The sequence below is a fragment of the Salarchaeum sp. JOR-1 genome (assembly GCF_007833275.1).
In the GTDB taxonomy this organism is placed as follows: Archaea; Halobacteriota; Halobacteria; order Halobacteriales; family Halobacteriaceae; genus Salarchaeum.
Genome location: NZ_CP042241.1, coordinates 2,104,959 through 2,118,314 on the forward strand (window position 1 = coordinate 2,104,959; position 13,356 = coordinate 2,118,314).

At 67.4% G+C, this 13,356-nt stretch carries 19 protein-coding genes; 10 read left to right on the plus strand and 9 right to left on the minus strand.

Going from position 1 to position 13,356, the window contains the following annotated elements; genetic code table 11:
• The first annotated feature begins 115 nt into the window (after positions 1-115).
• Positions 116-349: a UPF0058 family protein gene (locus FQU85_RS11940; RefSeq protein WP_145848207.1), complete on the plus strand. Its 234-nt coding sequence runs from the start codon at positions 116-118 to the stop codon at positions 347-349.
• 38 nt (positions 350-387) lie between these two features.
• Here FQU85_RS11940 and FQU85_RS11945 read toward each other — a convergent pair whose 3' ends face one another.
• Entirely contained in the window at positions 388-723 is a 336-nt protein-coding gene (locus tag FQU85_RS11945) for a DUF555 domain-containing protein (protein ID WP_145848209.1), read from the minus strand.
• 93 nt (positions 724-816) lie between these two features.
• Between FQU85_RS11945 and FQU85_RS11950 the strand changes: the two genes are divergently transcribed.
• On the plus strand, positions 817-1,707 hold the full coding sequence (locus FQU85_RS11950; protein WP_145848211.1) for a DNA-3-methyladenine glycosylase: 891 nt from the start codon (positions 817-819) through the stop codon (positions 1,705-1,707).
• On the opposite strand, the gene FQU85_RS11955 is transcribed toward FQU85_RS11950, so the two are convergent.
• Complete coding sequence (locus FQU85_RS11955) at positions 1,708-2,139, minus strand: hypothetical protein (RefSeq protein ID WP_145848213.1); 432 nt, start codon at positions 2,137-2,139, stop codon at positions 1,708-1,710. It lies immediately after the preceding gene.
• 108 nt (positions 2,140-2,247) lie between these two features.
• Here FQU85_RS11955 and FQU85_RS11960 point away from each other — a divergent pair, with 108 nt between their 5' ends.
• The 4 genes from FQU85_RS11960 (at position 2,248) to FQU85_RS11975 (ending at position 5,714) form a co-directional block, all read left to right on the plus strand.
• Entirely contained in the window at positions 2,248-2,526 is a 279-nt protein-coding gene (locus FQU85_RS11960; RefSeq protein WP_145848215.1) for an acylphosphatase, read from the plus strand.
• A 38-nt stretch (positions 2,527-2,564) separates the two neighbouring features.
• On the plus strand, positions 2,565-3,992 hold the full coding sequence (locus tag FQU85_RS11965) for an NAD(P)H-hydrate dehydratase (RefSeq protein WP_145848217.1): 1,428 nt from the start codon (positions 2,565-2,567) through the stop codon (positions 3,990-3,992).
• Positions 3,985-4,467 carry a cyclic pyranopterin monophosphate synthase MoaC gene (gene moaC / locus FQU85_RS11970; RefSeq protein ID WP_145848219.1) on the plus strand — a complete coding sequence of 161 codons (483 nt, stop codon included), beginning with the start codon at positions 3,985-3,987 and terminating at the stop codon, positions 4,465-4,467. Before FQU85_RS11965 ends, moaC begins: the two co-directional genes overlap by 8 nt.
• A gap of 473 nt (positions 4,468-4,940) precedes the next feature.
• The gene (locus tag FQU85_RS11975) at positions 4,941-5,714 is read left to right on the plus strand and encodes a DUF4397 domain-containing protein (protein WP_145848221.1); all 774 of its coding nucleotides are present in this window, start codon (positions 4,941-4,943) and stop codon (positions 5,712-5,714) included.
• Between the two features lie 39 nt (positions 5,715-5,753).
• Here FQU85_RS11975 and hflX read toward each other — a convergent pair whose 3' ends face one another.
• The gene (hflX, locus tag FQU85_RS11980) at positions 5,754-7,100 is read right to left on the minus strand and encodes a GTPase HflX (protein WP_145848223.1); all 1,347 of its coding nucleotides are present in this window, start codon (positions 7,098-7,100) and stop codon (positions 5,754-5,756) included.
• 81 nt (positions 7,101-7,181) lie between these two features.
• Here hflX and FQU85_RS11985 point away from each other — a divergent pair, with 81 nt between their 5' ends.
• From FQU85_RS11985 to FQU85_RS12000, 4 genes are all read left to right on the plus strand, one after another.
• Positions 7,182-7,502 carry an FUN14 domain-containing protein gene (locus tag FQU85_RS11985; RefSeq protein WP_145848225.1) on the plus strand — a complete coding sequence of 107 codons (321 nt, stop codon included), beginning with the start codon at positions 7,182-7,184 and terminating at the stop codon, positions 7,500-7,502.
• A 142-nt stretch (positions 7,503-7,644) separates the two neighbouring features.
• Positions 7,645-8,418 carry a hypothetical protein gene (locus FQU85_RS11990; RefSeq protein ID WP_145848227.1) on the plus strand — a complete coding sequence of 258 codons (774 nt, stop codon included), beginning with the start codon at positions 7,645-7,647 and terminating at the stop codon, positions 8,416-8,418.
• Positions 8,419-8,540: 122 nt separating this feature from the next.
• On the plus strand, positions 8,541-8,927 hold the full coding sequence (locus FQU85_RS11995) for a group 1 truncated hemoglobin (RefSeq protein ID WP_145848229.1): 387 nt from the start codon (positions 8,541-8,543) through the stop codon (positions 8,925-8,927).
• A gap of 45 nt (positions 8,928-8,972) precedes the next feature.
• Positions 8,973-9,599 carry a helix-turn-helix domain-containing protein gene (locus tag FQU85_RS12000; RefSeq protein ID WP_145848231.1) on the plus strand — a complete coding sequence of 209 codons (627 nt, stop codon included), beginning with the start codon at positions 8,973-8,975 and terminating at the stop codon, positions 9,597-9,599.
• Here the strand turns inward: FQU85_RS12000 and FQU85_RS12005 are convergent.
• The 6 genes from FQU85_RS12005 to FQU85_RS12030 all read right to left on the minus strand — a co-directional run bounded on the left by FQU85_RS12005 (position 9,596) and on the right by FQU85_RS12030 (position 13,350).
• Positions 9,596-10,321 (minus strand): ribosome assembly factor SBDS, encoded by a 726-nt coding sequence (locus tag FQU85_RS12005; protein WP_145848233.1) that lies wholly within the window; start codon positions 10,319-10,321, stop codon positions 9,596-9,598. The genes FQU85_RS12000 and FQU85_RS12005 overlap by 4 nt on opposite strands.
• Positions 10,322-10,399: 78 nt before the next feature.
• Positions 10,400-11,167 carry an archaeal proteasome endopeptidase complex subunit alpha gene (psmA, locus tag FQU85_RS12010; protein WP_145848235.1) on the minus strand — a complete coding sequence of 256 codons (768 nt, stop codon included), beginning with the start codon at positions 11,165-11,167 and terminating at the stop codon, positions 10,400-10,402.
• A gap of 3 nt (positions 11,168-11,170) precedes the next feature.
• Positions 11,171-11,650, minus strand: a complete 480-nt coding sequence (locus FQU85_RS12015; protein ID WP_145848236.1) for an Rpp14/Pop5 family protein — start codon at positions 11,648-11,650, stop codon at positions 11,171-11,173.
• The gene (locus tag FQU85_RS12020; RefSeq protein WP_145848238.1) at positions 11,647-12,255 is read right to left on the minus strand and encodes a class I SAM-dependent methyltransferase; all 609 of its coding nucleotides are present in this window, start codon (positions 12,253-12,255) and stop codon (positions 11,647-11,649) included. The genes FQU85_RS12015 and FQU85_RS12020 overlap by 4 nt, the downstream gene beginning before the upstream one ends.
• On the minus strand, positions 12,239-12,934 hold the full coding sequence (locus FQU85_RS12025) for an RNase P subunit p30 family protein (RefSeq protein WP_145848239.1): 696 nt from the start codon (positions 12,932-12,934) through the stop codon (positions 12,239-12,241). The genes FQU85_RS12020 and FQU85_RS12025 overlap by 17 nt, the downstream gene beginning before the upstream one ends.
• Positions 12,934-13,350, minus strand: coding sequence for an RNA-binding protein (locus FQU85_RS12030; protein WP_145848241.1), 417 nt, complete (start codon positions 13,348-13,350; stop codon positions 12,934-12,936). Before FQU85_RS12030 ends, FQU85_RS12025 begins: the two co-directional genes overlap by 1 nt.
• Positions 13,351-13,356 lie beyond the last annotated feature (6 nt).

Consider the following 13,356-nt stretch of genomic DNA (forward strand, 5'->3'; position numbering starts at 1 on the left):
GGGCGAGAGGACGTAAAAGCGGTTCGGCACGAGACGCGCTGAACCACCCATAGAGAAGTGTGTTAACCCCTCTCAAGATACTACTAAGTCCCCGTAGCCGTTAGAAAGTTCTGTCATGAAAAAGCAGGAGCTCATCCACCTGCACGGACTGCTCGCCGAAGTAAGCAACTTCTACGAGGGCGTGGAAGACGACGGCGTCACGCTCGACGAATACCAGGATCTCGGGGTGCGACCGACATCCATCCACAAATCGAAAACAGAACACAAAGCGGCAGTGTTCGCGCTCGCGTCCGGCATCACGACGTCCGTGGAAGCCGAACCCGAGACGGTCGCCGCGCAGGCTGACTAACCCATCGAGAGTTCTCGCGGTACACGCACGCCACGTAGCTACGCGTCCGCCACGTCGAGGACGGCGAGCGGGACGTCCGCGAGGTGTCGTCCGAGCTCCGAGCGCGCGATGCGGGCGGCGTGTTCGTCGCGTTCGACGTTGTAGACGGTGAGTTCGAGTTCGAGCGCGACCAGTCCCTCGTCCGCGGCGACGAACGCGGCGTTCTCCGGTTCGCCGCAGTTCGGGCACTCGCGGGTCGCGGGCCCGATGTCGACGTAGTTCAGGTCGGGGTTGAGGGAGTCGCCGGTCTTCGCGATGGCGATGCGGACGGCTTCGTCGGCCGTGTCGACGTCGTAGACGGGGACGGCGGCCTCCAAGACGACGCGGCGGTCCATAGCGGGCGTCTCTCGTACGCCGCTATAGTTCTTTGCCCCACGTTACCACTCGAGACCGACGGACACTTGTTCAGGACGCGACCGAGAGACGGTATGGAAACCGGGTCGATCCCTCTCGACTCTCTCGCGTCCGCGTTCGACCTGCAAGCCACCCTCGAATCGGGACAGTCCTATCTCTGGACCCGCGAGGACGGCGCGACCTACGAGACGGACGGCGCGCACGGCGGCGACGCCTGGTACGCCACCGCCGCCGACGGCGAAGTCCTGCGGGTGCGCCAGACCGACGACGAACTCGTCTGGGAGGCGACGACGGACGCCGACGCCCTCCTCCACGACCTCCTCAGACTGGACGACGACCTCGACGCGATACGCGGTGCCGCGAACACCGACGACCTCGTGGACGCCGCGTACGACCGCTACTGGGGGATGCGCATCGTCTCCGACCCCTTCTTCGGCTGCCTGATATCCTTCATCTGCTCGGCGCAGATGCGAGTCGAACGCATCTTCGCCATGCAGGAGTCACTCCGGGAGGCGTACGGCGAGCGCATCGAGTTCGACGGCCGCACCTACCACGCGTTCCCGACGCCGGACGCGCTCGCGGACACGACGGAGGACGATCTCCGCGACCTCGGTCTCGGCTACCGCGCACCCTACGTCCAGCGCACCGCCGAACTCGTCGCGTCCGGCGAACTCACCCGCGACGATATTCTCGGACTGGACTACGAGGACGCCCGGGACGCGATGACGGGGTTCGTCGGCGTCGGCGAGAAGGTCGCGGACTGCGTGCTCCTGTTCAGCCTCGACTACCCCGACGCCGTCCCCCTCGACACCTGGATTCGAACCGCCATCGAGGACTACTACCCCGACTGCGCGCGCGGGAACTACGCCGACACGTCGCGCGCGCTCCGCGAGCAGTTCGGGCCGTACGCCGGCTACACCCAGACGTATCTGTTCCACCACCTGCGCAACGGCGGCGGCACGTAGTCACTCGGGTTCGACCGACTCGCACGTCCACTCCCGATAAACGTTCGGTGCGGGACGGGCCTCTGTCGGCTGCATAATCCGGAGTTCGAGCCCGGGCTTGCCGGCCGTGTTCCGTTCGCGACATCGTTCAGTCGTCGGCCAGTCGAGCGTTCGCGGGGATTCATCGCCCACGCGGACGGTGACGCTCGCGGGAGCGCCGTCGAACGTCACGTGTTCGTGGGCCGCCCCCGGGTCGAGGTCGAACGGCTTCTCGAACAGGGTGGTTCCGTCACCGGCCGCGATATCGAACGCGACCGCGTACTCGGTGTCGCTCGAATTATAGAGCGTGAGGAAGTGCGCGTACTGGTCGCCACCAGTACCGAACGCGGAACATCCAGCGAGCGCGACTGTGGCGGCGGCTCCGGTCGCTGTGAGGAGGGCGCGTCGTTGCACAGCGACTATCACGGAAGCCCAGTCAAAAACCCGTATACTAGCTGACTGTACGCCTCCGGAGTTCGGGCCGCCCATACATAGAAGGTCTTCGACGGTGACGTGCCACCTATGGCTACCCGCGTGCAGGCGCACGTCTTCGTCTCCGGCACCGTACAGGGCGTCTACTACCGGGCGACCACCCGCGACGAAGCCGGGAAACGCGGCGTCGACGGCTGGGTGCAGAACCTCGACGACGGCCGCGTCGAAGCGGTCTTCGAGGGAGACCCGGACTCCGTGGAGGCGATGGTGGAGTGGTGTCACACCGGCAGTCCCGCTGCCGACGTCGAGGAGGTCTCCGTGGAGTACGGGGCGCCGGAGGGGTACGAGTCGTTCGAGATTCGGCGGTAGCCCGCGGATTTACGGCGGGCGAACCGGTAGGCACAGCCATGATTTCGAGCAGGCGGATGGCCGCCGTGGACGAGAACGCGGAGGCGCTCGGCGTCTCCCGGAAGCAGTTGATGGAGTCGAGCGGGAACGCGGTCGCGCGCGAGGTGCGAGACGCGGTCGAACCGGGCGCGTCGATCGCGATAGTCGCGGGCCGGGGGAACAACGGCGGGGACGCGTTCGTCGCCGCGCGCTTCCTCAGCGAGTACGACGTGTCCGTCCACCTCCTCGGCCGCCGCGAGACCATCACCACCGCCATCAGTCGGGAGAACTGGGACGCGCTCGCGGAGAGCGAGATCCTCGCGGAGGCGGTCTCGGACTCGCGCGCGCTCGACCTCGGCACGCCTGACGTGCTCGTGGACGCGCTGCTGGGGACGGGCGTGTCGGGCGCGCCCCGCGAACCCGAGGCGTCGGCCATCGACGCCATCAACGCGGCGGACGCGACGGTGGTTTCGGTGGACGTGCCGTCGGGCATGGACGCGGACACGGGCGAGACGCCGGGCGCGGTCGTGGACGCCGACCGCGTCGTGACGTTTCACGACGCGAAACCCGGCCTGGAGGGCGAAACCGTCACGGTCGCGGACATCGGGATTCCGGAGGCGGCCGAGTTGTTCGTCGGGCCGGGCGACCGGAACGTCCTCGGGCGCGACCCGCAGGCGCACAAGGGCGACTTCGGGAAGGTGACGGTCATCGGGGGCGGGCCGTACACGGGCGCGCCGGCGCTGTCGGCGCAGGCGGCGCTCCGCGCGGGCGCTGACCTCGCGTACGTCGCCTGCCCCGAGCGCGTCGCGGACGACGTGCAGGGGTACAGCGAAGACCTCATCGTCGAACCGTTCGTCGGCACGCGCCTCCAGCCGACGCACGTCGAGGCGCTCCTCGACCGCGCGAGCGAGCGCGACGTGGTCGTGCTGGGACCGGGGCTCGGCGACGCGGACGACACCCTGCGCGCCGTCCGCCAGTTCCTCGCGGACTACGAGGGGCGCGCGGTCGTGGACGCCGACGCCCTCCAGGTCGTCCCGGACGTCGACACCGAGGCGACGCTCGTCTGCACGCCCCATCAGGGCGAACTCGAGGAGATGGGTGGCCCCCGCGAGTCCGAGTGGCGCGACCGCATGGCCGCGGCGGAGTCGTTCGCCGCGGACATCGGGCACACGATACTCGTAAAGGGCGCGTACGACATCGTCACGGACGGCGAGGCGACGCGCGCGAACCGCACGGGCAACCCCGGGATGACCGTCGGCGGAACCGGGGACGTGCTCGCGGGCGCGACCGGCGCGCTCCTCTCCGTCACCGACCCCGTGGGGGCGGGCGGGCTCGCCGCGTACGCGAACGGCCGCGCGGGCGACGCCGCCGTCTCCGAGAACGGCTACGGGTTGCTCGCGAGCGACCTGCTTACGAGGCTCCCGCACGCACTGTACGACGATGACTGACGACGAGCTGACCCACACGACGGCGGAGGGCGACGTGCAGATGGTTGACGTGGGCGAGAAGCCGGACAGCCACCGGCGCGCCGTCGCGCGCGGCGAGATCCACCTCTCCGAGTCCACGGTGGACGCGGTTCGCGCGGACGAAATCGGGAAAGGAGACGTGCTCGCCACCGCCCGCGTCGGCGCGGTGCAGGCCGTGAAGCACACGTGGGAGACGATTCCGATGTGCCACCAGATACCGATCACGAACGTCGAGACCGACTTCGCGCTCGAACCCGAGACGATTGCGCTCGAAGTCGCCGTCGAAACCACCGGAAAGACCGGCTGCGAGATGGAGGCCCTGGAGGGCGTGACGACCGGGCTGAACGTCGTCTGGGACATGGTGAAAGCCGCCGAGAAGGACGGATCAGGCCAGTACCCGGGGACGCGCATCGAGAACGTCGAGGTCGTGGCGAAGGAAAAACGCCGACCGGAGTAGACGGCGCGCCCGCGCGTCCCTCGGAGCGTCTGGTACCGGCCGAGTTCTGCGGGCCCGCCAGAACGTCTAACAGCAGGGACGCCGTGACTCCGCGCGAATCAGCAACATCGCCTCCAACCGCGCGCTGAGCTGCGACAGTACGACGCCGCCGAGTCAGGGGATGATGAACACCGCTCGCGGTCGTCTCGCGTGGGTTCCTCGAACTACTCCGTGTCCAGACCGTACTCGCGCTTCCCCGTCCACGCAACAGTTCGTACGCTCGGCTTTCCCGGGAGCGTGTCGTCGTACCGCCGATGCTACCGGACGCCCTCGTTCGGTTCGAGTGAGGCCGCTCGTGGTACTCGATACTCGTAGAGTGGCCGTCCCACGTGTGGGTTTGAGGAGCCTACTCGGAGAGGGGCTCCAGTACGCGTTTCGACCAGTCTCACCGACGGCACATAACGAAATATAGAGGACGTATCTATTTATTTGCGATGACACAGAAAGTATCACGATCCCTGATAGCCGTCGTCCTCGCCGCGACGATGGTGTTCGGCGCGGTCACGGTCGGCGCCGTAGCCGCCACCGGAGCGGACACCTCCAGTCACACCGACACAGCACAGAACGCGGCCTATCTCTCCGTGGCCCACGCGTCACCCGACGCGCCAGCGGTCGACGTGTACGTCGATAACGAGAGCGTCCTCGAGGAGGTCTCCTTCGGCGACGTCAGCGACTACCTCGAAGTCACCGCCGGGACGTACAACGTCACCATCACGGTTGCCGGCGACCGCGACGCCGTGGTCTTCGAGGGCGACGTAACTCTGGAACGCGGGAGTGCGGTCACCGTCGCCGCCAGTGGCGAGGTGAGCGAGAACGCCACGACAGCGTTCGCCCCGCGCGTGTACGAGGACGACGCCCTGACGCCCGGCGAGGACTCCGCGGCGATCCGCGTGGTTCACCTGTCGCCTGACGCCCCGACCGTGGACGTGACGACCGCGAACGGCGAGGTCGTGCTCGCGGAGAACGTCAGCTACGGGAACGCCTCGGAGTACGTGACGGTTCCCGCCGGTGACTACGAGGTTGAAATCCGCGTGGACACCCCGAACGCGAACGGCACAGTCGTCGCAACCGCCGACGTCTCGCTCGATTCCGAGGAAGCCTACACGGCGTACGCGACGGGCTACGCGTCACCTGAGAACGCCCCCGCTGACACGCCATTCCGGGTCGTTCTGACCGAGGACGCCACGTGGGACGTCCACCTGCCATAACCGAGCCTACGATAGCAGCCCCAACTCCGGACTAGATTTTTATTCGCCGACGCGATCCCTACCGCCACATGGCCACTGTACTTGCGCGACGAGGTTGCTCGCCTTCGAGCGCGTCTTCTCTACGATGCTCGAGCGCGCCTCGAAGTCCACGACCACTTCGTCGTCGCCGTAGGACACGTCGCGGACGTGCGCGTTGTCGTGCACCCAGGAGACGACGCTCATCGTGTCGTCCGTGAGCGGCAGGACGAGGCGTTCGCGCTCCCGGTCGGGGAGTTCCTCGTGGATGCGCTCGCGGAGCGCGTCGAGATTCAACGCTTCCTTCCCGGAGACCGCGACCGGGTTCGGCGCGAGCGCGGAGAGCGCCTCCCGCTTCTCCGCGAGTTCCGCCTCGGGAACCTCGTCCACCTTGTTGAGGACGGTGACGATGGGGGCTTCGTTGCGCTCGTAGAGCGTGTCGTGGCTGGTTACGAGTTTCTCCCGGATGTCCTCGACGGACTCGGTGGCGTCCACCACCAGGAGGACGAGGTCGGACTGGTAGACCGATTCGAGCGTGGACTTGAACGACTCGACGAGCCAGTGCGGGAGGTCGCTGATGAACCCGACCGTGTCCGTGAGGAGCACGTCCCGGTTGTCCATGTCGAGGCGTCGAGTGGTCGTTCCGAGCGTCGTGAACAGCATGTCCCGTGACTCCGCGGTGGTGTCGAGGTCGGGGTGGCGTTCCTCGTTCTCGTCCACGTCGAGGTCGGCGGCGAGCGACCGCATCAGCGTGCTCTTGCCGGCGTTCGTGTATCCGGCGAGCGCGACGAGGTCGAACCCGGACTCGCGGCGCTGGTCGCGGCGGTGTTCCTCCGTCTTCTCGATGTTCGCGAGCTCGTCCCGGATGCGGCTGATGCGGTCTTTGATGTCCCGCTCGCGGGACTCGTCGTACTCGCCGAGCCCCATGAACCCGGGTTTCTCGTCGCGCTTGGCGAGGCTGGTCTTCGCCTCGGCGCGCGGGAGTTCGTACCGGAGTTCCGCGAGTTCGACCTGCAACTGGGCCTTCCGGGTCTGTGCGCGCTGGCCGAAGATGTCGAGGATGAGCGTGAACCGGTCGACGACCTCCACCCCGTCGGGGAGTTCTCCGCCGAGGTTGAAAATCTGGTAGGGGCCGAGGCGGTTGTCGAACACGACCGTGTCCGCGCCGGTCTCCCGAACCAGCGCCGCGAGCTCGTCGACCTTCCCCTCGCCGAGCTGGAGCGCGGGATCGGCTTTGCGTGCCTGCGTGACCTCGCCGACGACGTCGTAGCCCGCCGCTCGAACCAGGTCGCGAATCTCGTCCGTGTTCGCAGCGCCCGAGTCGACGCGCTTGGCGACGACCGCCGTGTCGGGTGTACGTGCGCCTGTCACTCGCGCGAGGGTAGGGGCTGAGAATACTTAAGCACCGGGCGCGACACAAGAGCCTTAAAAGCGCGCGACGACGGGTAGGGTATGGCAGTCAACATCGACCCGACCTCGCTCGGCATCGAGTTCGGGAGCGGGGCGGTCATCGGGGGAATCATCGGGTTCGCGGCGAAGAAGGTCGCGAAGCTCATCGCCGTCCTCGTCGGCCTCGAACTCGCACTGTTCAAGTTCCTCGAATCCCGCGGCATCATCACCGTCGACTGGGAGCGCCTCACCGCCGGCTTCGTGAAAGCGAGCGAGGCCGCGCAGAACGGCGCCCCGCCGGAGTGGATAAACACCATTCTCTCCACGCTCTCGGTTTCCGCCGGCTTCACGGGCGGCTTCCTGGTGGGGTTCCGGCGCGGATAGCTGACCGGTGGGTTTGGTCGTGCGCTGTTTTACTCGCGTTTGCTGCCCGTCCCCTTGGGTGTGAGGCGTTTCCGTGGCATGTGTACGCCTGGCAATACTGTAAGAGAAGTTACTTATCCGCCGGGTGCGACGGTTCGAAAGCATGCGAAGGACTGCCCTCCTCGCGGTTGCGCTCGCAGCCATGCTCGCACTCGCTGGCTGCGGCGGCACCGGCGAGACTACGACCGCACCGACCCCGAACACCACCACGACGCAGGCGTCCGTCGACTACCCGCCGGGCGTCACCGCCGACGGCGTCGAGAGCGGGTTCGACCTCACCGGCGCCCACGCCGACGCGCTCCGCGCCGGAAACTACAGCGTCAACTACCTCCGCACCGCGTCCTACGAGAACGGTTCCTCGTACGAGAGCGTCGCGTGGACGACCGAGTACGGGACGGAGACCGTCTACACCAGCCAGAGCTACAACCACGCGCCGGCTGGCGTCGAGTACGACACCGTGAAAGCCTGGACGAACGGCTCTACCGTCGCGTTCCAGCGCTCCGCCGTCGGCTCCTCGACGAGCAGCTTCACGCACGTCAGCGGCGGTGTCGACGAGATATCGTTCGTCCGCACGCCCGGCGAGTGGAAGGAGTACCTCTACACGGTCGCCGCGTCCGGCGAGATGGCTGTCAGCCAGACTGACGACGGCGCGTTCACGCTCACCTACGACGGGAACAGCACGGTCACGGTCAACTATGCGGGCCAGACGCGCGAAGTCGACCCGACGACGCTCGAACTCACCGTCGCCGGAAACGGCTTCATTCAGAAAGTGGTCTTCGAGTACACCGCGACCATCGACGGCGAGACCGTCACGGTGTCCGAACTCGTCATCTTCCAGAACGAGGACGTGACCGTCACGAACCCCACCTGGGCGTAACGCCGCCAGCGGTTTTCTCCTCTTTCGCGCACACCGGACAGCCCTGGTTCTTGATAGCTCGCCACATCGCGAACACGTTCGGGCGTAAGTACTCCGGTCGCGCGCTCTGAGTACCGACCGCAATGTCTCAGAGCATCTACGCGGACATCGGCGGCCAGGACGCCGTCGAGTCCGTCGTCTCCGACTTCTACGACCGGATGTTCGCCGACGACGACCTCACGCCGTACTTCGAGGGCGTCGACGAGCAAGCGCTGTTCGCCCACCAGGTACAGTTCATCAGCGCCGTCGCGGGCGGCCCCGTCGAGTACGACGGCGAGGACATGAACGCCGCCCACGACGGTATGGGTATCACGCACGAAGCGTTCGACCGAACCGCGAAAAACCTCGAAGCCGCGCTCCGCGAGAACGACGTGCCCGACGAACACGTCGAGGCGATTCTCGACGAGGTCGAAGCGCTCCGCGACCCCATCGTCGAGGAGGAAGTCGAAGCGCCCGCGGGCGCGGTGTAGGCGAGCATCGGCGGAGTTTTTCACACGAACACCGTAGTGGTGGGCGTGCCGCGCGCGACACTCTCCATCACGCTCCCCGACGAGATGTGGCTCGCCCCCGTCACTCGCGAGAACCCCGACGCGACGTTCCGCGTGCTCTCCGCGCTCCCCGCCGAGGACGGCGCGGGCGTCGGTCTCGTCGAAGCCCAAGACATCCCTCCAGAAGCGATGGAATCGGTCGTCGCGTCGAGCGACGCGCTCCGCGACGCCGACGTGCTCCCCGCCGAGGACGGCGTGCTCGTGCAGTTCGAGACGCGCACGCCGACGCTCCTCGCCGCCACCCGCTCCGCGAAACTCCCCCTCGACTTCCCGTTCGAAGTGCGGGACGGCGTCGCACGCTGGACGCTCACCGCCACGCACGAACGCCTCTCACGGCTCGGCGACGAACTGGACGCGCGCGGGGTCGACTACCGGTTGGAGCGCGTCGACACGGACGCGTCCGGAGAGGGCCACCCGTTGACCGACCGGCAGCGCGACGTGCTGGAAGCGGCGGCAGACGCGGGCTACTACGACGAACCGCGCGCGTGCTCGCTCACCGACGTGGCAGACGACGTGGGCCTCGCAAAATCAACCGTGAGCGGCATCCTCCACCGCGCCGAACGCGCGCTCGTCCACTCCCACCTCGACGGTTAGCGCGTCGAGAGTTCGTCCTTCTCCTTGATGATGCGCGTCTCCGCCTCGCCGCTCGTGTGCTCGTTCACCACGTCGTAGAACTCGTTCTGCATCCCCGCAGGGAACGTCAACACGCCCACCCAGGAGCCGTCGGCCTGCCACTCCTCGCGCTCCAGGTCGCCGAACTGCCGGATCTGCGCCTGCGCGCTTCCCGCGTAGTCCGCCGGCACCTGCACAGCCACCGTCACCTCGTCGAACCGAATCGGAATCACGGGCCGGAGCGCGTCCAGCGCGTCGTCCACCTGGTTCTCCACGGGCTCCATCGGGTCGACCGTGAACCCCGCCTGCTCCAGGGCGTTCTCGATGCGATCCGGCGGATGCGGCGCGTTGTCCATCTGTGGATTCACCGCGTTCCGCGCGATGGTGTTGATGAGGTTCTTGCGCTTTTGCTCCTGCATCTCCTTGCGCTGCTCCGCCGTGATCTGAATCTCACCGCGCTCGACGACCTCGGGGATGATTTCGAGCGGGTCGGTCGTCCCGAACACCTCCTCCAGATCTTCCTCAGCGGGCCGGTCGCCGCGGCTGGCGTTCTCGAACACGTCCCGCGCGGCGATGACGTCCTCGAGGTCGCCGTCGAACTCGCCGCGCTTCATCGCGAGCGCCGCGTCCGGGTCGATGAGAACCTCGAAGCGTTCACCGTGCGATTCGAGGCGTGCGGTCACGGCTTCGTCGAGCGAAATCATACCCGAGAGTACGCCCCCGGACGGGAAAAAGGTGGTAGCCGTCGCTCCGGGGCTGCAAAACGAAAGAAGACGACCGGATTACTCGTCCGCGGACTCGGAGTCCGAATCGGACTCCGCCCGCAGGTCGAAGTCGTCGAGGTACTCGTCGATCTCGTCGTTCGTCAGCTCGACGAAGCTCCGAGACTCGGCGTCCACGGTGGCGACGCCGATACCGGATGCGGTGAGGCCTTCCTCGTGCGTCTCGGCGAGCGAGCGGAGCGCGAGACCGACGGCCTCATCGATTTCGAGGTCGGTCTGGTAGTTCTCCTCCAGGTAGCCCTGGATGTCGTCGCGGCCGGAGCCGATGGCGAGCGCCTTCCACTCGTTCGGCGTGCCGGACGGGTCCGTTTCGAACAGCCGGGGACTGCCGTCCTCGTCCACGCCGCCGATGAGGAGCGCGACGCCGAACGGCCGCGCGCCACCGACCTGGGTGTACTGCTGGATGTGATCCGTGATGTCCTTCGTCAGCGTCTCCACGCCGATCGCCTCGTCGTAGCGGAGGCGGTTGACCTGGGAGTTCCGGCGCGCGAAGTCGATGAGCTGGCGGGCGTCGGCGACGTGGCCCGCGGACGCGATGCCGATGTGGTTGTCCGCCTTGTGAATCTTCTCGACGCTCGTCTCCTCCATCAGGGAGGAGCGGATGCGCTTGTCCACGAGGAGGACGACGCCGTCCTCGGCGCGCACCCCGATGGACGCGGAGCCTCGTTTGACGGCCTCCCGGGCGTACTCCACTTGATAGAGCCGACCGTCCGGGGAGAAGATCGTGATACCTCGGTCGTATGCTTGCTGCTGGTTTTGACCCTGCATAGTTTAGTCCAAATCAGAGCGGGTCGCGCCCACGTACGCACCCTCGACGTCGATGTCGATGCGGCCGTCGCGAGCGACGGCGCGCCGGGTGGCGTTCCTGAACACGACTTCTTCCTCACCCGTACTTAAACTCGCGCGTCCTAAATAGTTTTCTTCCGCGGCACGCACCGTCCCCGAAACCCCGCGGACGGCGACCCGAACCGCGTCACCGTCGACGGCGCTCACGCACGCCAGCGCCGCCCGGGCCTCGCTCACGTGGCCGCGACGGGCCCGCACGATCGCCTCTCCGGCCCCGTCCGCGAACGCGAAGGCGAACACGCGCAGGTCGGCGTCCGCGCTCCCCGGATCGCCGAGGAGGTTGCCCGCGGCGTACCAGAGCGCGCGCTGGAAACCGCCCCGCGAGAACTCGGCGTCCGGCCAGCCTTCGAGTTCGACCGCGAGGTACCGCCAGCGCGGACGCAGGTGCTTCGGGAGGTGCTTCATACGCGCTCAGCGACCAGCACGCCGACCTGGTCGTGCACCATCTCGACGGCCGTGAGCGCGTAACCGGCGTCGGTGAACGCGTCCGCGAGCACGCCCACCGTCGCCGGGTCGTCCACGTCGGGACTGAAAAAGGGTTCCTTGGGGTTCGGCTCACCGAATAGCATCACGTCCCCGAGCACGATTTTCTCGGGGTCGAGGCCGGCGATGACGTCGATCGCCTCGCGCTTTTCCTCGTCCGCGAGGTGGTGCATCGCGAAGTTCGAGGCCACCACTTCCACGGGGCCGTCGTAGCTCGGACTCCGGAACCGTCCCTCGTCGAACTCGACGTTCTCGACGCCGCGCTCGGCGGCCTTCGCGCGCGCCTCCTCCATCATCCCCTCGCTGATGTCGCGGCCGACCACGCGCCCCGCTGAACCCGCGACGGCGAGTGCGATGGCGCCCGTCCCTGTCGCCAGGTCGAGAACCGTCTCGTCGCCCGTCAGTCCCGCCGTGGCGTGCTCGACGACGAGGCGCACGCACTCGTTGTACTCCTCGCTCTTGTTCTCGTCGTACGCCGCGGCGATGTCGTCGAAACGCGCAGCGTGCTCGTCAAGCGTCTTCTTCATACCGTCCCCTACGCACGCCGGGCGCTATGAAGTCGGCGGACATCCGCTCCCGGTTCCGCGCCGCGAGCACGCCCCACTCCCGCAGGCCCGCGCGAATCCACTCCTCGCTGAACCCCGCCTGTTCGCCGACCGCGACGAGCTCCCGGGGGGCGCGGACGGCAAGGTGGTTTCGGGGCGTGGCGCTCACGACGTACGGCGCGTCGTAATGATCGACGATTTCACGGAGCTTTCGGAGGCCGCGCAGCGCCTGCACGCGCCGCCCGCCCGACTCCCGCAACACCGGCCCGAAATCGAACTCCACCCGAACCGCGTTCCGCTTCGCTGCCTTCACCACCACCTGGTTCACCTCGCTCCCGGGACGCGAGAGCACGTCCACCTTCTCCTCCTCCGCCACGTACCGATTCATCGTCTCGTTCCCGCCATGCACGCAGAGAACCGTCGCCTCCGAACGGAGGTTCGCCACCGCGCCGCTCGCGCCGGTCGGATCCTCCGCGTCCACCGTCACCCCCTCCACCACGTCGATACCGTGCTCCTCGCGGACGCGCTCCGCGTCGAAATCAGGACGAGTATCCGCTCTGCTCCTGACGACGACGCCGTCGTACCCCACGCCCGCAAGCGTCTCCGCGACGCGGGCGACCGTGCTCGCGCCGTCCGGCTGCGCGAACGCGGCCTCGTACATCACAGCGCCTCGCGAGCGTTCTCCAGCGCGGCTTCGCGCTTCGCCGGATACGCCTTCACCTTCGCGCGCAGCGAGATGCCGTCGCCCAGTTCCGCCTCGCCGTCGAACGCGGCCTGCTTGTCGAGGTGCGCGAAGAACTCGCAGTTCTCCGTCACCCGGTCACCCAGCTCGTCACGCAGCCGGTCGATGTCGGCGCCGTCCCGGAGCCGTTCGAGGACGTGTCGCACGTCGTCCGCCAACTCGACACGCGCCGAGAACACCACGATACGGTCGCCGTTGTGCCCGCGACTCTCGACGCGCTGTACGTCCGCGTCCTCCGGAAGGAAGTAACGGAGCGCCGACTCCACCCGCTCGTCGGCCTCCGTCTCGTAACAGAACGCCCGGAGGTCGATGTAGTGGAACGGAACAGAACTCATTACGCG